General features: G+C 46.1%; 16 protein-coding genes. 5 read left to right on the top strand and 11 right to left on the bottom strand.

Annotation, left to right across the window (positions count from 1 at the left end; genetic code table 11):
• The first annotated feature begins 130 nt into the window (after positions 1-130).
• Positions 131-979, top strand: a complete 849-nt coding sequence (rpsB, locus tag HQ43_RS07110) for a 30S ribosomal protein S2 (RefSeq protein WP_036792721.1) — start codon at positions 131-133, stop codon at positions 977-979.
• A gap of 188 nt (positions 980-1,167) precedes the next feature.
• Positions 1,168-1,992 (top strand): translation elongation factor Ts, encoded by an 825-nt coding sequence (gene tsf / locus HQ43_RS07105; RefSeq protein WP_036791581.1) that lies wholly within the window; start codon positions 1,168-1,170, stop codon positions 1,990-1,992.
• A 438-nt stretch (positions 1,993-2,430) separates the two neighbouring features.
• On the opposite strand, the gene HQ43_RS07100 is transcribed toward tsf, so the two are convergent.
• From HQ43_RS07100 to HQ43_RS07065, 8 genes are all read right to left on the bottom strand, one after another.
• Entirely contained in the window at positions 2,431-3,126 is a 696-nt protein-coding gene (locus tag HQ43_RS07100; protein ID WP_052103131.1) for a GNA1162 family protein, read from the bottom strand.
• A complete protein-coding gene (locus HQ43_RS07095) occupies positions 3,123-3,488 on the bottom strand; it encodes a DUF4810 domain-containing protein (RefSeq protein WP_235305955.1) in 366 nt (121 codons plus the stop codon). The genes HQ43_RS07100 and HQ43_RS07095 overlap by 4 nt, the downstream gene beginning before the upstream one ends.
• A gap of 15 nt (positions 3,489-3,503) precedes the next feature.
• A complete protein-coding gene (locus HQ43_RS07090) occupies positions 3,504-3,857 on the bottom strand; it encodes a hypothetical protein (protein ID WP_036791579.1) in 354 nt (117 codons plus the stop codon).
• 12 nt (positions 3,858-3,869) lie between these two features.
• Positions 3,870-4,808, bottom strand: coding sequence for a CsgG/HfaB family protein (locus tag HQ43_RS07085; protein WP_036791576.1), 939 nt, complete (start codon positions 4,806-4,808; stop codon positions 3,870-3,872).
• A 90-nt stretch (positions 4,809-4,898) separates the two neighbouring features.
• Positions 4,899-6,050 carry a cytochrome d ubiquinol oxidase subunit II gene (locus tag HQ43_RS07080; RefSeq protein ID WP_036791572.1) on the bottom strand — a complete coding sequence of 384 codons (1,152 nt, stop codon included), beginning with the start codon at positions 6,048-6,050 and terminating at the stop codon, positions 4,899-4,901.
• Between the two features lie 33 nt (positions 6,051-6,083).
• Positions 6,084-7,646 carry a cytochrome ubiquinol oxidase subunit I gene (locus HQ43_RS07075; protein ID WP_036791568.1) on the bottom strand — a complete coding sequence of 521 codons (1,563 nt, stop codon included), beginning with the start codon at positions 7,644-7,646 and terminating at the stop codon, positions 6,084-6,086.
• A gap of 54 nt (positions 7,647-7,700) precedes the next feature.
• Positions 7,701-7,940 carry a DUF4492 domain-containing protein gene (locus HQ43_RS07070; RefSeq protein ID WP_036791565.1) on the bottom strand — a complete coding sequence of 80 codons (240 nt, stop codon included), beginning with the start codon at positions 7,938-7,940 and terminating at the stop codon, positions 7,701-7,703.
• Between the two features lie 882 nt (positions 7,941-8,822).
• Positions 8,823-9,374: a Fe-S-containing hydro-lyase gene (locus HQ43_RS07065; RefSeq protein ID WP_036791563.1), complete on the bottom strand. Its 552-nt coding sequence runs from the start codon at positions 9,372-9,374 to the stop codon at positions 8,823-8,825.
• Positions 9,375-9,583: 209 nt separating this feature from the next.
• On the opposite strand from HQ43_RS07065, the gene HQ43_RS07060 reads away from it, so the two are divergent.
• Positions 9,584-12,583, top strand: coding sequence for a putative LPS assembly protein LptD (locus tag HQ43_RS07060; RefSeq protein WP_036791560.1), 3,000 nt, complete (start codon positions 9,584-9,586; stop codon positions 12,581-12,583).
• The gene (locus HQ43_RS07055) at positions 12,543-13,547 is read left to right on the top strand and encodes a CPBP family intramembrane glutamic endopeptidase (protein WP_036791557.1); all 1,005 of its coding nucleotides are present in this window, start codon (positions 12,543-12,545) and stop codon (positions 13,545-13,547) included. The genes HQ43_RS07060 and HQ43_RS07055 overlap by 41 nt, the downstream gene beginning before the upstream one ends.
• Positions 13,548-13,846: 299 nt before the next feature.
• On the opposite strand, the gene rfbB is transcribed toward HQ43_RS07055, so the two are convergent.
• Positions 13,847-14,914, bottom strand: coding sequence for a dTDP-glucose 4,6-dehydratase (rfbB, locus tag HQ43_RS07050; RefSeq protein WP_036791554.1), 1,068 nt, complete (start codon positions 14,912-14,914; stop codon positions 13,847-13,849).
• Positions 14,915-15,050: 136 nt separating this feature from the next.
• Here rfbB and HQ43_RS07045 point away from each other — a divergent pair, with 136 nt between their 5' ends.
• Complete coding sequence (locus HQ43_RS07045; RefSeq protein ID WP_036791551.1) at positions 15,051-16,406, top strand: MATE family efflux transporter; 1,356 nt, start codon at positions 15,051-15,053, stop codon at positions 16,404-16,406.
• A gap of 482 nt (positions 16,407-16,888) precedes the next feature.
• On the opposite strand, the gene rd is transcribed toward HQ43_RS07045, so the two are convergent.
• Positions 16,889-17,053: a rubredoxin gene (rd, locus tag HQ43_RS09695; RefSeq protein ID WP_081964567.1), complete on the bottom strand. Its 165-nt coding sequence runs from the start codon at positions 17,051-17,053 to the stop codon at positions 16,889-16,891.
• Positions 17,054-17,200: 147 nt separating this feature from the next.
• Positions 17,201-19,192 (bottom strand): M13 family metallopeptidase, encoded by a 1,992-nt coding sequence (locus HQ43_RS07035; protein WP_036791546.1) that lies wholly within the window; start codon positions 19,190-19,192, stop codon positions 17,201-17,203.
• Positions 19,193-19,303 lie beyond the last annotated feature (111 nt).

The raw sequence follows: 19,303 nt of genomic DNA, 5'->3' as shown, positions 1-19,303 counted from the left end.
CTTGGAGAACGAACTATTCAGTACAAAAATTATTTATTCAACCGTTTAGTATCTAAACTTGCAAGACATCGACCGAAAGGCAATCTACTTGCATGTTGAAAGTGTTAAACACAAAAAGAAAGTAAACGCAATGTCAAGAGTAACATTTGACCAACTATTAGAGGCAGGTTCGCACTTCGGACACCTCACAAGAAAGTGGAATCCTGCTATGGCGCCCTATATCTTTATGGAGCGCAACGGTATTCATATAATCGACCTACACAAAACAGTTGCCAAAATAGACGAGGCTGCTGAAGCCTTGAAAAAGATGGCTGCACAAGGCAAAACAATCCTTTTTGTAGCCACAAAGAAGCAAGCCAAAGAGACCGTAGCTCAATACGCTGAGTCTGTAGAGATGCCATACGTAGTAGAAAGATGGCCGGGCGGTATGCTTACCAACTTCCTTACTATCCGCAAGGCTGTAAAGAAGATGGACTCTATAGATAAGATGACAAAGGACGGTACCTTTGACAACCTTTCTAAGAGAGAAAAGCTCCAAGTGGAAAGACAACGCGCAAAGTTGGAACGCACTTTGGGTTCTATCTCAAACATGAGACGTCTTCCTTCCGCTCTATTTGTAATAGACGTTCTTAAAGAGCACATTGCCATACGTGAAGCTCAACGCTTGGGTATTCCTGTATTTGCAATCGTGGATACTAACTCCAACCCCGGAAACATCGACTACGTAATCCCTGCGAATGACGATGCTAAAGACTCTATCAGTGTTATCCTCAATGCAGTTTGCGAGGCTATCAAGGAAGGAAGTCTTGAGCGTAAGATCGAAAAGGCAGACGAGAAAAACGAAGAAGAAGCAACTCCGGTAAAAAGAGAAAGACGCACTCGTAGCGGAGCTCGTAGAGAGCGCACAAAACAAGAAGATAGCGAAGCACTTAACGCTCGCTTGGTAGATAAGTACGCTAAGAACAACGACGAAGAGTAATTTCAGACCCTTTCGCAGCAAAGCTGCAAGACTTAGACACTAAATAATCTTTATGATAGACGTACCTTTTCTACCGCCAACCGAGCAACAGAAAGGTACGTCTATCTTTTTCAAATAACGCTAAGAGCTTCCCCTATGCTCTTACGCAACAAAAACTTAAACGTATAACCCTTAATAATAAAGAGACAATGGCAGTTACAATGGCAGATATCGCCAAGCTCCGCAAAATGAGCGGTGCTGGTATGATGGACTGTAAGAAGGCACTCGAAGAAGCCAACAACGACTTCGACAAAGCGATGGAAATCATCAGAAAGAAAGGTCAGGCTGTGGCAGCAAAACGTTCGGACAGAGAAGCATCGGAAGGTTGCGTTCTTTCTAAAACAGAAAAAGGCTTTGCCGCTATCGTTGCTCTAAAGTGCGAAACAGACTTCGTGGCTAAGAACGAAGAGTTTATTAAACTGACAGAAGCAATACTCGACTGCGCTATGACCAATAAGCCAAAGACAATGGAAGAACTTGCTGCTCTTCCTATGACCGATGGTAGAAGCGTTGCAGAGCATATAACAGATAGAATCGGTGTTACAGGAGAGAAGATGGAGATCGGTTTCTACGAGTTTGTAGAAGCTACCGGCGTATCTTCTTACATCCACCCGGGTAACATGTTGGCTACCATCGTTGGTTTCAACGAAGAGGTAGAGTACCAGGTTGGACGCAACATCGCTATGCAGGTAGCTGCAATGAACCCTGTGGGTATCACTGCAGAAGATGTTCCTGCTAAGATTGTTGAGACAGAAAAAGAGATTGCTCGTGAAAAGGCAATAGAGTCCGGCAAGCCGGAAAACATCATCGACAAGATCGTTGAAGGTTCTCTGCAAAAGTATTTCAAGGAAAACACTCTTCTTTCTCAAGATAATATCAAGGACAACAAGCAGACTGTAGAGCAGTATCTTAAGTCTGAAAGCGCAACTCTTACGGTAACAAACTTCAAGCGCGTTACTTTGAACGTAGAGTAAGCACAGTCTGACATCATAACATCGGTGGCAATACTTCTTGCTCCGATCCTGAAACAAAAAAATCCTCTGCTCTTTCCGAGCGGAGGATTTTTTTGTTTACTATTCTATGCGAACAGCTTTAGAAGTTATGTTATACAGCTTTACTTCTTGTGTTAAACGTGTATAAAATTGGGAACCAAGATTTGATCCGGACAAATCAAGAGCCGACTGCCACAAATCAAGCCTTAAAGTTCAAGAATCAGACCTCGATTTATAGCAGTGAAAAGGTTTACCAAAACTTCTTACAGTGTATAAATCGTTTTCCAAACAGCTTCAATGAAACTTTCATTCCGGCTTACCTTATAACCATAGAGCAGAGAAAAGGTCTCGTAAACAGAAAACGGGTGTGGCAGAAACCATATCCGCCACACCCGCTAACGTTATTTGCAATCAATTTTACTACCTCACCACGGCAGTGATATGCTTTTCTCTTGCAGGAATATCACCATCTTTTCCATACTCCGGAGAGTATCGTCCGAAAGGCATATCGGCAAGGATAAACCGGTTTGCCTTTCTGGCAGCGACGATCTTATCCGTTACGGCTGTGGAGATAGCACCGGCAAGCAGATCCACCAATCCGTTACCGGAATTGACGCTAAGGTCTACCGTTACATTGGCACTCTTTTGGAAGATGATCTCATCCGTCTTGGCGGACTTCAAGAGATACTCCACCTCCACGTACATCTGAGATATAAGGCTCGCTTTCTCCCACTTTTTTATTCGGGTGAAGAGCACTGCATCCGTTCCGAAAAAGTCAAGAAACGGTTTCATGGAGCCTTCTACAAAAACCTCTGCATCGTTTGCGCTCTCCTGTTGGAGCAGTTCCATGGAGAGAAATGGAGAGAATACGTAATAGCCTCTCTCTGCCAAAGGCTGTGCAAGAGAGGTGAAGAAAAACTCCTTTGCTTCCACATGATTGGTCTCGTTGATAGGAGGCATGATAAGGATGGAAGCAGGTCGCTCTTCGTACATCTTCGGATAAGCGGTGCGTCTGGTAGTGGTGGTAACGCTGCAGGAGAGCATCAGCCAAGCCATCATGAGCAGTGCGGAGGCTCGGAGCATCCGCTTCGGAGAGAGGGTTATATGCTTTTTCATCTCTTCTTATACTGTTCTACGATTCTACTTATATACTTCTTGCTCTCCGGGTATAGCTCCATCTCTTTTTCAAACATCTCTATCCCCTCCTCCACTTTATTCTGCTTGATGAGTACAAGAGCATACTCGGCATATATTCCGGGCGGCACTGTCCGACGAGATCCAAGCTGTCTCTCTATGATCTTTTTGTAGGTTGCGATCAGAGCATTCGTATCTTCTTCGGAGCGTGTCTTCATTGCTCTGTAAGAGGCATCCTCATAAGAGTACCAGCTGTAAAGGGATCTCGATGCCTCGCAAGAGGATAGCAGAAGCACCGTTCCTGCCACGCCTGCCATGAGAGCCGGCATTTTCTTTATCTTCATTTCGTTCGGCGGAGATTAAGGAAGCAATACGGTCTTGGAGCTTTGGGCTGAAACAAAGATTTGAAGCTCTTTGATCACCCTGCCGGAAGAAAGCGTGCGCAACACCAACGTGTGTCTTCCGGGCTTGATGGCTATTCCGGCTTTTTTCTTGCCCACATGTTTCTCTTTGAGAACCTCGACATTGCCCACGTGAACGCCATCCACCTCTACGGCGACCGTCTCTCCCACATAGTTTTGAGCCGCAGCCACCACGACGTATGCCACATCGGCACGTCCGCCATGTATGGAAGAGGTAGAGCCGCAACCCGATAAACCCAATGCTGCCACTGCTACGAAAAGAGTGGCAAAAAGAAGTCTTATACTTTTCATCGTCTTTAATATTTACTCTTTATCCTGTTCCTGAACGTAATATTTGTCGAGAGAGTTGAAGTCGAACGCACCCTCCACGATGGTTACAATGGCAAACTCAGTCATCGGCGTATCTCCTGCCACCATCTCTACCTTTATAACGGCTGTCTTCTTGCCCGGAAGCTCAAACTCCACACCCGTTTGAGGGTTCTTGACTCTCTTGCCACGAGTATAGACATCAAACTTATCGTTCACCTTCAGACCCTGAGAAGCTCCGCCGGCAATAACGATGGCTTCGTTGTCCGCACTGATGAGATAGGTCTTCCAAGGCTTATCGGTACACTTGTTGATGATGTTCTCGACCAGCTGATCTATGGCTCCGGATATTGCTTTGTCGCTAAGAGTGGCATCGTATCCGGCTTTTCCTCCGAATCCGAGCGTGGTCTTGGCTGTGGTTTCTGCGTATCCCTTGCCCTCTTCGGAGTAGATCACCATTCCTGTGGAAACGTCCACAATCCTGATACTTACGCCTGCCTCCACGATCTGACTCTTTTCATTGGAAAACACACCATCTTTACCGGTTACTTTACGACCAAACTCCGTGATGGAACCAAGTATCAGATAGTCCGCCCCAATCTTATGAGAGATGTTTCCCTTCTCTATCTCCGCCTGTACTTTGTCTATATCGGAGCGTTCGAGTAAGATGAACTTCTCGGAAGCGGAGAGCTTTGTGCTGAGGATGTCGAGCGCTTGCTTCGCCATAGGATCGTTCTCACGATTGTAGAAGATGCCCTTGCCGTACTGCGTTTCGTTGGAAAAACGACCGATGGCAACCTTCCACTTGAGGCTTCTTTCCGGCTTTTCCATACTCTTTTCACGGGTTGTCTCCTGCACTTGTGCGGCAAGAGGCGTCATACTGCTCCCGAACATGGGGATCAACATCAGTGATGCTCCCAAAACTAATTTCTTCATGATATTATCGGTATAAAAGTTAAGCGGGAATACACAGCGGTCTGCATATTCCCTGCTTGGTAAAAAACTTAAACGTTTACTGTTTCAACATCAATAGATATGAGCGTCTTTGTCTTTCATCTCATCCTTTGTGATCTTGTGGAAGTCCAGCTGTCTCCATGCGTAGAAGATGTACGCAAAGACAAAAGGAACCGCTATGGAAACATAAGCCATCACTTTCAGAGTGAACTCCGATGACGAACTATTACCCAAATGAAGCGAGCTTTGAGGGTCCGCCAAAGAGGGATAATAGGCTGTATTGTTCCATCCGGCAAGCAAGAAAAGAACGAGCACCGTCAGCACCACACCCACTCCCTGATACCAGATACCCTTGTTGAAGCTCTTATCAAGTGCAGAACGACCGATGCCGTAAAGCACCAAGACCACTCCGATAAGGAGAACAACGATCAAGGCAGGTATGTCCAACAGGTTGTGAAGATACTTATACTCTTCGAGTTTAACAACTCCTGTCGTCGGATCCACCGCCCATCCTGTCGTTGTAAGAAGGAATGCAAGAAATGCAAGGAACGTGGCAAGGAAGATGACTGCATTGGGCAAGATGCTCTTGCGAGCACGAGCACGGAGAGCGTCGTCGTCGATATTGTTGATGAAATAAAGCAATCCCGTAACGCGTGAAAGGAACAGCACCGCAATACCAAGGATGATATTCCATGGGGTACTCCAGATCGCCTCTATTCCATGAAAGCTATTGGTCCAGTAGGAAATGGTCGAGTTACCTATATTAACGAGATTACCCTTTTCCACTATAAAGTTTGCTCCGGTAAAGAATGTACCCACAGCAGTACCGATAAGCAATGGACCCATAACGCCATTGATGAACAGGAAGATCTGGAAAGTCTTAGATCCCCAGACATTACCCCGCTTGTTCTGATACTCATACGATACCGCCTGAATCACAAAACAGAATAAGAGTGGGATCCAAACCCAGTACGCACTAAAACTTGTGGAATAGAACAGAGGGAAAGAAGCAAAAAACGCTCCTCCGAAAGTTACCAACGTAGTAAATGTAAACTCCCACTTGCGTCCGACAGAGTTAATCAGCATACGTCTGTTGATAGGTTCTTTGCCTATCGTGAATATGAACGACTGCCCACCTTGAACGAACATAAGGAAGACAAGAAGTGCTGCAAGAAGCGAGATTACAAGCCACCAATAGTGTTGAAGAAATATATAAGAATCCATATTAGTCCTTTTTTCTGAATGATACGATAGGGTTTACTTGTTCTCTTGCTTATCTTCCAAGTTTGGTCCTTGCTTTATCGCCTTGAACATGATACCGAGTTCGGCAATGAGCAAGATACTGAAAAGGACAAGGAAGAGCGTAAACGTAACCTGAACAGATGTGGTAGAGAGTTTGGATACAGCGGCTTTCACCGGCAAAATATCCTGTATCGCCCAAGGCTGTCTTCCCAGTTCGGCTACGATCCATCCCGCTTGAGAGCAGAGATAAACCAAAGGAACGGAGATGATGGCAGCGTATCCGTACCACTTCACATGCTGCAAACGATTCTTCCGAATCATCCACAAAGAGAATGCAAACAGCAACAGGAACACAAATCCGAGTGTTACCATCACACGGAAGCTGTAATACAACAATGGAACGTGAGGGATAAGCTCACTCGGAGAGTCGAAATAGCCATATCCGAAATGCTTGAAGTTCTCTTCCAAAACAGCTCTATGCTCTGCCGCAGCGGCATCATCACGCTTTGCTTTTGCCTCTTTGTAGTGAGCCAAAGCGGTGATAGCCATCTTGCCTCTCTCTATACGTTCTGCCGCGGACGGGATCACCTCTCCGATGTTGGAGGTATATCCTTCTATAATATCCTTAATGCCCGGAACATAGCCGGAAGCAGTATGTGTACCGAGAATGGAGAGTCCGTAAGGTATCTCTATATTAAAAAGGAACGGATCCACATTATCGTTATAAGCTTTCTTGTTCGGATTTACGATTCCAACGGCACTGAGAGGAGCTTCGGTACGACCTTCGTAGTAGTTTTCCATGGCTGCCAACTTCATCGGCTGGTATGTTCCGACCTGAACAGCGGATGTATGACCGGTGATAACGGTAAGAATCACAGCCAATGAACCGAACCACGAAGCGATGCGGATGCTCTCTATCGCAAAACGTTGCTGACGCTTGCGAAGAAGATACCAGCCCGAGATACCCACTACAACGATAGCACCCAATATCCAGGAAGATATAACGGTGTGCAAGAACTTGAACACTGCAACAGGCGAAAGTGCCACAGCCCAGAAGTCGAGCATCTCATTGCGGAAAGTATCGGGGTTGAAGTGCATCCCCACAGGGTATTGCATCCAGGCATTAGCCACCAAAATCCAGTAGGCGGAGAGCGTTGCTCCTATGATGGTAAGCCATGTGGAAGCGAGATGAAACCGCTTGGAGACCTTGTCCCAACCGAAGAACATAACGGCAATAAAGGTAGCTTCCATGAAGAAAGCAAAGATCCCTTCAATAGCCAAAGGCGCTCCGAAGATGTCTCCTACGAGCCAAGAATAGTTGCTCCAGTTTGTACCGAACTGAAATTCCAGGATAAGCCCGGTAGCGACCCCGATAGCGAAATTGATTCCAAAGATTTTTTGCCAAAACTTGGCGGTTTCTTTCCAAAAGTTGTCTCCGCTTCTGTAATACTTCGTCTCGGCAATAGCCATGACAACACCCATACCCAAAGTGAGCGGAACAAACAACCAGTGATAAATGGCAGTAAGAGCAAACTGAGCCCTTGACCAGTCTATCAATGATGTGTCTATCATTTCCATAAATTAAAATATATTAAGTTGATTACTATTAGTCCTTCTGATTCCGTGTCATCATCACCGTCTGTTGATAACCTCTTCGGTTACAAACTTGGCTTTTTCCTCAGGAGTCTCTGCTTTTCCGGATAGATAATTGGGGAAGAAAAACAGTTTAAGCACAAAAAACATGATGAACAGCTTGATTCCGATAATCATCCACAGGGTCTTGCCTAAGGTCATGTTTCGGAACCCATCCACATAAAACCGATACACGCGAGTGAAAATATTTCTTTGCTTTGCCTCTCTCTCTTTTTTCATTCTTTGTTTAAGCTATTGTTAGAACACAAGTGCTAATTTATAAATACTCCACCATTCCTCCAAATATTAGTGCCCTGATATTCTGCTTTTTCGCTATTATTTGACCTTCCATCCCTGCCATCGGATGCTTTAGTTGTTGCCACTCTCTATTTCAGCCCCAATGGTTAAAGGCAAAAATGCTTTTTTCGGCACACCCAGACCACCATATTTTCTCTCCGAATCTACTCCTTTTTCCGGCAAAAAGGATGGGAGTAGGGATGGGATGTTTTATATAAAAATGGAGTCCGGGAAAGTTGCCGGATGATGCCGCTAGTCAAATCCGTTTTCAAGCCATCCCGACAAGAGAAAAGAGCAACACACTAACAATCAGCAGGATATAAAAATATCGTTTTCGGGCACAACTCTCCTCTCGATCGGTTTCAGAGCCGTTTTTCGAGTTAATATAGCTGAAAATATCGCCCCTCTCATGCAAACAATTCTTAACGACAAAATCCCCCTCAAACAGCCCCGAAAAGGGGCAAAAAAGCTAAACCATTTACAAACAACGGATTAGCTAAAAATCCTAAACACTTTAATTGAATCCGGTAAACGTATTCAATGAAATCGGTAAATACGTTTACCGATTTCGTTGAATACTTTAAGCCGACAAAATATACTGCTTTATCGTTTTGAGTAAACCTGCATCGAAAATGGTGTTAATAAAACAGCCCGAATTTAACAGTTCGGTCGCGCTCTGAAAACACCCCTTCCGAGCAAAATAGAGAGCGAGAAAAAAGTGAGCATTTTTCGGGATGGAATATATAAAAATAAGATCCCCGAAAAGGAGAAATCACACTCACTTTTCGGGGATCCGTATTGCCTTAAATCTTTCGGCTCGTAGGGTTACTCCTGTGCATATTCTGCCATTCCCTGCTCGTAGCTGTTGTTGCCACGAGAGTCTATTGCCACTATCACGGGAAGCTCTTCCACGTAAAGTTCTCTAATGGCTTCCGGTCCTAGATCTTCAAAGGCAATCACTTTGGCACTCTTTACACTCTTTCCCATCAGTGCTGCCGCACCGCCTATTGCAGCGAAATAGACACCGGTATGCTTCTTCATGGCATCCACCACGGAGTGATGACGAGATCCTTTGCCTATCATCACCTTGAGACCTTTGGAGATCAGGAGTGGAGAGTAAGCATCCATACGTCCGCCGGTGGTAGGGCCTACCGAACCGATCGGCTGCCCCGGTTTGGCAGGACATGGACCTGCATAGTAGACGGCTTGCCCGTTAAAGTCGAACGGCATATCTTCTCCCCGCTCTATCATCTCGCATAAACGCTGATGAGCAGCATCGCGTGCCGTGTAAATAGTCCCTGTAATGTAGTACATCTCTCCTGCTTTCAGGGATGCCAGAAGAGCGTCCGTAAACGGAGGTTCTATAATCTTCTTCATCGCTTTGATATATTGCCGGGTGCGTCGTACACCCTTTGGTTTCCATATATAACCCATTGCGCCCCGGAGCTATCTCACGATATCTCGCAGCCAATGTCTTATCGCAGGAACAAAGGTACAATTTATCCCTCAGAGGATAACCGTAGGAGGAGACACTTTTTTTTCCTACTTTTGTGGTTGCATCTTTATACGGCAGCACAAGGTTACCCATGAACAAAGGCACACCATATATCATCTTGGTAGGTTGTATAGTCCTCGCTCTTACGCTTCTCTCCATTCCGGCAAGAGGAGCAAAGGGAAAAGAGGGCAGGTCTTATACGTCCTATCGCAGGGGAGATAGTGTAAAGCAAGAGGACACAATGGCAAAGATCACGGCTCGCAAAGCGGACTCTCTGCCCGTCAAAGCCATAGAAGGCGACTCCTCTGCACGGCAGACCGCTCCGAAAGACAGCCTTCTGAAAGAAACCGTGGCGAAAGACAGCACGGGATCATCGGCGAAAGAGAAAAAAGATAGCGTTGCAGCCGGGAAAGCTGTCTCTACCCGAAAGAAGCGAGGACCTCGTCCGCAGAGTGCGCCATCCGATACTACCGAGCAGTCCGAAGAGACATTCACGGCTCCGATAGAGTTTGAAGCATCGGACTCCACGATAGTATTTCCTAAAAAGAACATGGCTCGTCTGTACGGTAACGCGCAGGTGAAATACACCGAACAGGAGCTAACCGGAGACTATATCCGTATGCTCATGGACAGTGCCTCGGTCTACGCCACGTACAGAGACGTTCCCGACTCCGTGAAAACCAATACGGAGATCAACTATCCTAAGTTCAAAGACGGCGAACAGAACTATGAAGCCAAGACGATGAACTACAACTTCCGTAGCAAAAAAGGATATACCACAGACATCGTAACCCAACAAGGAGAAGGCTTTATCATCGCAAAGAAAACCAAGAAACGAGAAGACGGCAGTATGTTCATGCAGGGAGCAGAGTACACCACCTGCGACAATCATGACCATCCTCACTTCTACGTCTCCATCACAAACTCTAAAGTGAGACCTCAGAAGAACCTCATCTCCGGACCGTTGTACCTTGTCATCGCAGACGTTCCGCTTCCGCTGTTTCTTCCGTTCGGGTTCTTCCCGTTCTCCAAATCGTATGCAAGCGGTATCATCATGCCCTCTCCGGGAGAAGACTCAGAGCTTGGATTCTATATGCGAAACGGGGGATACTATTGGGCTATCAACGATTACGTGGATCTCCAAGTAACGGGAGACATCTACTCGTTAGGCTCTTGGGCGGTGAATGCACAGTCCAACTACGCCAAGCGATACAGATACTCCGGCAGCTTCGACGCCAGCTATCTCAACACCGTACGTGGAGACAAGCTCTCCGGAGACTATAACAAGATCAACAACTTCCGTATATCTTGGCAGCACAGACAGGATGCCAAAGCGAATCCATACCGTACACTGAGTGCAAACGTCAACTTCTCGACCTCCACCTATAACCATAACAATCTGGATGCGCTGTATAATCAGGCAAGAATGGGAGAGAATACGAAAAGCTCCAGTATCAGTTTCACGCAACGTTTTCCCAATAGTCCCATCACCATAAGCGGGTCTATGGATATTGCTCAACGCTCGCAGGACAGTACCATATCTCTTACACTGCCCAACATATCCATAAGTATGAGCCGCATCTATCCGTTCAAGCGCAAAAAGCCGATAGGGAAGGAACGTTGGTACGAAAAGATTCAGCTCTCTTACGATGGTCGCATACGCAACTCGATCACCACGAAGGAGAATAAGCTGTTCCAGTCCAGCCTGGTGAAGGATTGGAACAATAGCTTCGAGCATTCCATTCCGATAAGTGCATCATTCGACTTGTTCGATTACATTAAGATCAGTCCCTCTTTCAGCTATAAGGAGCGTTGGTTTACAAGAAGGATAGAAAAAGCATTCGATCCGGCTAAACAACGTGTCGTGGTATCCGATACAACGTATGGTTTCAATCGTGTTTACGACTTCAACACTTCGATATCCGCCTCCACAACGATATACGGATTTTGGAAGCCTCTTCCGTTCTTGGGCAAAAAGCTGGATATGATACGGCACAGGCTCGAACCCTCTATCTCTTTCTCCTGGCACCCGGATTTCGGAGATCCGTTCTTTGGATTTTGGAAACCTATACGCTATCAGACTCCGGATGGTAAGCAGATGGAGGAGTTTTATTCGCCATTTGAAGGACAGGGTGTTCCCAATAGAGGAAAGTTCGGAGGCATAAGTTTCAATCTCTCTCAAAATATTGAAGCGAAACTGCGAGACAGCAAAGACTCCACCTCTTTCTATAAACGAAGCATCATAGATAACCTGTCTACCGGAATAAGTTATAATATGGCAGCGGATTCGCTAAACTGGAGCGATATCAATGCCTCAATAGCTTTAAGGTTTACAAATACCATAGCTCTCCGTCTCGGTGGTAGCTTTGAGACTTATCTCTACGACTATGAAAAGAATGGAGATAATATCCGTCCGTACAAGACGAATAAGCTACGTATCCTCAATGGTAAAGGCTTTGGGCGTTTCAGGGGAACCAGTACTTCGTTCTCTTACAACCTGAATCAGGATACGTTCAAAAGTATTGCCGACTTCTTCTCCGGCAAGAAAAAGGACAAAGATGACGGAGATAAAAAGGGAGAGAGCGGCAGTTCGAGCTCCCGTGAAAGCGGTATGGACAGTATGGGATCGGGTATGGGTCGAGGTCAGGAACAGGATGGTTCTCTCAAGCGATCACGCTCCAATGATCTGGGTGAATACGATTCCAACGGCTATCTGAAGAGTGATATGAAGTGGAATCTCGGCTTCAACTACTCCATCAGCCTCGGTTACAGCAACGAGTTCGACACTCGGATCAAAGAGTATAGGTATCAACTCCGGCACGATCTCTCGCTTAACGGACAGTTTAACCCGACCAAGAACTGGAACTTCAACTTCTCGGCAAACTACAATTTCGAGTTGAAGAAGATCACCAACATGTCTTGCAACATCACGAGAGACCTTCACTGTTGGTCGCTTACAGCAAGTTTCATTCCGATAGGGCCGTATAAATCGTACAACTTTACCATTCAAGTAAAATCAAGTCTATTACAAGATCTAAAATATAAACAGAGTGACACCCCAAAATTCAACACCGCAGAATCCTGGTATTAACCCGGATGAACAACTTCCTATTCAGCAAGAAGAACATCTTTATACCATTTATCCTCCCACTCCTTACCCGAAAAACAAAAACCTTGCACCCGTATGGGTGGCATTGGTTACACTTGTAGGAGTTTATCTGATACTTACTTTCCTCGCTGCTCCACTCATAGTCGGGCTGGATTTTATACTCATGGCGAGTATAACCTCAACCCTGTTGGACAATATCATTGTAGCTATCGGTTCTTTCCTTTTGCCCGCAATTGCCCTGAACTATCTTCACCTTAAAGGCTATGGCAATAAGATATTCACCGCCAAGCATGAACAGAAAAAGGGGATGCTTGGGATAGTAATCGCCGCCATAGCCTTAACCATTATTATATCCACTCTTCTGGCTCAAACGATAGGGAAAATCCCTATTCCCGAATCGCTTAAAGCCATACAAGAGTTTTTATCGGAGCCGAATAAGCTGATCTCCGAAATGGCATCAGCGGCCAAGAAGAGCCCTTTTGCCGTGGATCATATTATGTTTTTTGTACTCATTGTAGTACTGGCAGCAGTGGGAGAAGAGTTCTTCTTCAGAGGGATATTGCAGGGTTACTTATATAAAAAGAGCGGAAGAGTACACATGGCTGTCTGGGTTACGGCTGTCATTTTCAGCATCGGGCATCTCGAATATGTAGGTTTCCTCTCTCGTATATTACTCGGAGCCGTTGCGGGCTATACGGCTGTGTACGGTTCTCTGCTCCTTGCCATTCTGGTGCATGCCATCAATAACTTTATCGCATGGATGGCTCTCTATACTTTACCGGAAGATTTCGACTTCTCACCTCTACCGGAACAGCCTCTCCTCTACTACTCTCTACTGGTCGTGGCGGCTATAATATTGATGTTCCCTCTATACCGAGTGATCAAGCGAATGCAAAGAATATCGCATGATTCTTGCATTTCCGGGAAAGAAAAAGTAATTTTGTAGTACAAAGAGGTCATAGATAAACCCTTAGGGGTAAAATATAAGCTGCGTCGGGCGATCGGGAAACTCATCAATTATTACAAATTCCGAGATAAGCAGTATATCGTAATGGCGGGCCGCACCTTCGGGCATTGCTTGCAATGATAACAGCGGATTACAAAGCGTTTACTGCCCTCAAATCCTATCTTTCGGAGTTTTTACGTTATCCTCCGGCGTGGCTTTTTTATATACCAAAGGGGTGTACCGAGTCTCGGACTTGGTACACCCCTTTGTTGTATTGCGTGCGAAGGTTCGCCCACCTACTATATGTGATCTCCGTACATTCGTCGGATATAGTTCTGATACTCTCCGGATGTTATGTTGCGTAGCCATTCGGTCTGCTCCAGATACCACTCCACCGTATAGGCGATGGCTTCCTCGAAAGAGACGGAAGCACTCCACCCCAGCTCTCTTTGCAGCTTTGAGGAGTCTATTGCATATCTGGTATCGTGCCCCAACCTGTCGGGGACGTGAGTAATCAAGCCGAGCGACTCACCCTCTGCTCTTCCGAGCTTACGATCGACCAGAGCAACAAGAAGCCGAACCAGCTCTATGTTGGTCTTTTCATTCCCTCCGCCGATGTTGTATGTACTTCCGGGTTTTGCGCTGTGCAGTATCAAGTCCAACGCCTTGACATGATCCACCACAAAGAGCCAATCCCTTATCTGCTGTCCGTCACCATAGACAGGGATCTTCTTCTGCTCGACAATGTTATTGATCACAAGGGGGATAAGCTTTTCCGGAAACTGGTATGGTCCGTAGTTGTTACTGCAATTGGATATTGCCACAGGCAGACCATAAGTGTCTGCATAAGCACGGACGAAATGGTCGGAAGAGGCTTTGCTGGCAGAGTAAGGAGAGTGAGGCTCATACCTGTTCTCCTCCGAAAAAGCAGGATCCGACGGCAACAACGAGCCGTAAACCTCATCCGTGGAGACGTGCAGAAAGAGACGGGAAGCATCCTTAATATCTTTCCACGCTTTGCGAGCGGCGTTCAGAAGCGTTACCGTTCCCAGAACATTTGTCCGGACGAATGCCAACGGGTCATGAATACTTCTGTCTACATGGCTTTCGGCAGCCATATTCACCACATGAGTGATGCCGTACCGGTCAAACAAGCTGTCAAGCAGCGAAGCATCCTCTATACTTCCATGTACGAAAGTGAGATTGGGCTGCTGCAACAGCGGCTCTATGTTCTGTAAATTTCCTGCATAGGTGAGAAGATCCAAACATACAAAATGATACTCCGGATATTTGGGTATCATGTAGTGCAGAAAATTGGATCCGATAAATCCGGCTCCACCCGTAAGGAGAATAGTCTTCTTGTCCATATTCCAAAGTTAAGCATTATCTTTGCATCCGCATATAGAACGAGCTATTTGGCAAAGCCCTTTTGCCGTGATGCTTTTCCGGCTCCGATGATCAGAGCCGTCTGTTCTACAGTTATTCCTAACATTGCAAGAGAGGATGTCTGGTCCGAGCAAGCTAAAAGAGAAAGATCTCACAACCGGAGACAATATCGCTTCACAAATCGTACGTTTGGCTCTACCCATACTGGGTACATCTTTCGTACAGATGCTCTACAACTTTACGGACATGGCTTGGCTGGGGCGTCTCAGCAGCGAAGCCGTATCTGCTGTCGGGGCTGTGGCTCTCTATGGTTGGCTGGCAGGCTCTTTGGGACTGCTGACAAAGGTCGGAAGCGAAATCACGATAGCTTACTTCCTTGGCAAAAAGGAGTTCAAAACCGCCTCTCACTACGCCTCTACGAACAGCACCATAGCTTTCTTGTCGGGAGCGTTGGTAACGATTCTCTTCCTTCTCTTCACTCCCACCCTTCTATCCATATACACTCTCGGAGACAGCATAGCCCGGACGGCTGCCGAGTACATGAGGATATACTCTCTCGGATTTCCGTTTTTCTTCATGACGTATGCCTTTACCGGTGCTTACAACGCTTGCGGACACAGCAAACGTCCGTTCATGATCAACTCCATAGGGCTTATAGCGAACATCATTTTAGACCCGATATTCATCTTTGTACTCGATCTCAAGACCGATGGAGCGGCTTATGCCACCATCATTTCCGAGATCTTGGTTTGGGTTCTCTTCTACTACTTCCTCCGCGAGCGGGATCACTTGCTCGGACGCTTCCCTTTCGTCACCAAGCTGAAGTGGGAAACCTGCCGGCGCATCATTAAGATAGGAGCTCCTCCATCGGCTCAGAGTGCGCTGTTTGCCTTCATCAACATGTATATGGGTCGCATTGCCTCTCTTACGGCAGGGCATATAGGGGTTCTCTCCATCACTTCCGGCGGACAGATCGAGGGTATCACTTGGAACACGGCACAAGGCTTCTCTACCGCTTTGGGGGCATTTATCTCCCAAAATTATGCGGCTCAGGCGATGGATAGAGTGAAAAAAGCGTTCCGCTCCACACTGATCATAACCTCCCTGTTCGGGGTGTTCACCACCATTCTGTACGTCTTCTTCGGAGAAGAGATCTTTGCGATAATAGTCCCCGACCCTGTTGCGTACATTGCCGGAGGGGTCTATCTGAGGATCAACGGCTTCTCGCAGCTCTTCATGATGCTGGAAATCACAACGCAGGGATTCTTTCACGGCATCGGGCGAAGCACTATACCTGCCGCCGTGAGTATCTTTGGCAATCTTGTCCGTATCCCGTTGGCATATACCATTCTCTACTTCTATCCGAGCATAGAGGGCTTATGGTACGCCATAGCGATCTCCACTACACTCAAAGGGCTAACCCTCTTCTACATCCATCTCAGAGTGCAACGCTCTCTTGTTGCACCCGAATAAACGCTCCTTTTCCCTGCTTCCCGGAGGGACTCTAACGCCATGACATCTGACGTGTTGTGTGGAAAGAAATGCGTCCGAATGCTTTTACAACATCTCCTGAACGGGATAAAAAGCTTCTCTGATGCTTTATGAAATGAGAAATCGAGGCTTGATTGGTGTGGTTCAAGATTTGATTTGTACGGTTCAGGGCTTGATTTATAAAAATCAAGAGTCGGTTTTCACCAATCGCGCTTTGAATGAAAGTTGTCGATAGGTTTAGCGGAACTATTTAACAGGTATAGCCACTCTTTTATACCGCTTTATCCTCTGTTCCAAACAGCCTTTCGAGATCCGGACTATATATAAAAACCCCATCTTACGCTTCTCTGTCGGATGTACACAAGGTACAAGAAGTATAAGATGGGGCTTTTTGTATCGAGCTTCTAAAAGCTCATCGGAAAGCAGCATTAGGTTCTCTCCGATAAGCTCTACAAAGCCTTGTATCAGTCTTCAAGAGGTCTGAAGTCGCTCTTTTCGGCTCCACAGATAGGACATACCCAATCATCGGGAATATCTTCAAAAGGAGTGCCTGGAGCGATACCTCCATCAGGATCACCTATCTCCGGATCATAAACCCAGTCGCAAGGCTCGCAAACATACTTTTTCATTTTCATTTTTGTTATAAAAGATTCAACATAGATGCACCGATGGTGCACTTTAGTAATACAATCAACTTTCGGCAAAGATATAGAAAATCTATTGCTTGTACAATATACAAAGAGAGACGACACTGTCGCCTCTCTCTGTAAAAATCTTTACCAAACCAATACCCTCTTCTCAGGGGCAAGATACATGGCGTCGCCCTCTTTGATTCCGAAGGCTTCGTAGAATGCCGGAATGTTTTTGAGTGTTTGGTTCACTCTCCATTTACCAAGGCTGTGAACATCGAGCTTGGTGAGCCTCAAGATCTCTTCCTTTCTGATGTTTTGTCCCCACAGACGAGCGTAAGCAATGAAGAAGCGTTGATCCGCGGTTTGTCCTTCTATGAGAGGATCTTTTTCGGGCATATTGTTCTTCATTGCCATGTGTGCCACCAAAAGTCCTCCCTGATCCGCGATGTTTTCTCCGAGGGTCAGCTGACCATTTGCACGCACATCGTCCGCAACGACAATCTCATCAAACTGCTTCACAAGCTCTACGGATGCTTCCTTGAACTTCGCTTCATCTTCCGGCTGCCACCAGTTGGAAACATTTCCATCCTTATCGAAGTTGCGTCCCTGATCGTCAAATCCGTGAGTCATTTCATGGCCGATCACAACGCCTATTGCACCATAATTCACCGCATCATCCGCTTCAAGACTGAAGAATGGAGGTTGAAGAATACCTGCCGGGAAGCATATCTCGTTCGTTGCGGGGTTGTAATAAGCGTTCACTTCATGCGGATTCATCAACCAGCGCTCCTTATCTACAGGAGTACCGAAGTCTTGATCGTTCTTTCCCTTTTCAAACATAGCTATATTCTTGATATAGCCATAAAGAGAGCCGGTATCTTCTTTTATCCCCTCATAAGTGTCCCACTTTTCGGGATAGCCTATCTTCACACGGAAGGTGCTTAGCTTTTCCAAACCCTTTTGCTTGGTCTCTTCGGTCATCCATTCGAGGTTTTGGATGCGTTGTGCAAGCGATTCTTTCAAGTCTTCCACGAGGTTAAGCATACGCTCTTTTGCCTTCGGAGGGAAGTAGGTCTTGGTGTACTCTTGAGCCACAACATGTCCGAATGAAGAGTTTACCAGCTGAACAGCACTCTTCCAACGAGGCTGCATCTCTGTACGTCCCCCCAAGATGCGTCCGTGAAACTCAAAAGAGGCTTTGCGGAAATCGTTGCTCAAGAACGAAGCAGCGTCATCCAAAAGAATCCCTTTGAGGTAAGTGATCGCTCTATCCAAAGAAAGCTCTTGGAACCACTTGTCGAAGCTGTTGAAGTAACCCTCTTGAGCAACATTGATGGTCTCGAATCCGGCAACGGCTTCACGAGGAGCAAAGTAACGCTCGAAAGGGAATTGGAAAGAAGAGATGAGCTTCTTTCTGGTGTACTTGTTGTAGTTCTTGTGAGTGTCTCTAAGCTCTATGCTGCTGTAATGCATACGTGCAAGCTCTGTCTCTACCTCCAATACCGTTTTGGCTTTCTCCTTTGCAGCTTCCGGCTCTATGCCTTCTGCCAACACGAAAAGAGAAGAGAGATAGTCTATATAAGAGTTTTGAAATTTATCCAAACTCTCTTGTTCGAGGTAGTAGTCCCTATCCCCCATTATGAGTCCGCCTTGAGTAAGATGCAGGATATTGGTGTTGCTGTCTTCATTATCCGCATAGACATAGTCCGAGAAGAACGGATTGTCGCCATGAAGATTGGCTTCTGCAAGATATTCAACAAGATCCTCCTTGGAAGAGAGAGCATTGATCTTTTCAAGATCCTGCTGTATGGGAGCGGCACCATCGGCATTGAGCTTTGCGCTATCCATAGCCATATTGTAAAGGAGTGCCGCTTTATAAGCGTCCGTTCCGGGCTGAATATCTCCACTGCTCATACTTGTGATGATGCGGCGGACAATATTTTGCGCACTGTCTCTGAGTACATCAAACGTGCCGTAGCGACCATATTCGGGTTTAAGCGGATTTGCCTCCATCCACTCCGTATTCACGAAGGCATAAAAGTCCTCTTGAGGTTCCGGCGTGACTTTCTTCTTGGTGCATCCTGTGAGGATAAAAGATGCAACCACTCCTGTAAAAAGAATCTGTTTAAGGTTCATGATTTTTCTGTTTAAGTTATCTGAATGTAGAAAATATATTTGTGCTCTTTTCAATATAAGCAATTTACGTTTCAAAAGTACAAAAAATAGTCGCAGGCTATAACTGGTATC

Origin of the sequence: Porphyromonas canoris, from assembly GCF_000769115.1 — a bacterium.
GTDB classification, from domain to species: Bacteria; Bacteroidota; Bacteroidia; order Bacteroidales; family Porphyromonadaceae; genus Porphyromonas_A; species Porphyromonas_A canoris.
This window is presented reverse-complemented; position numbering and strand designations above follow the sequence as displayed.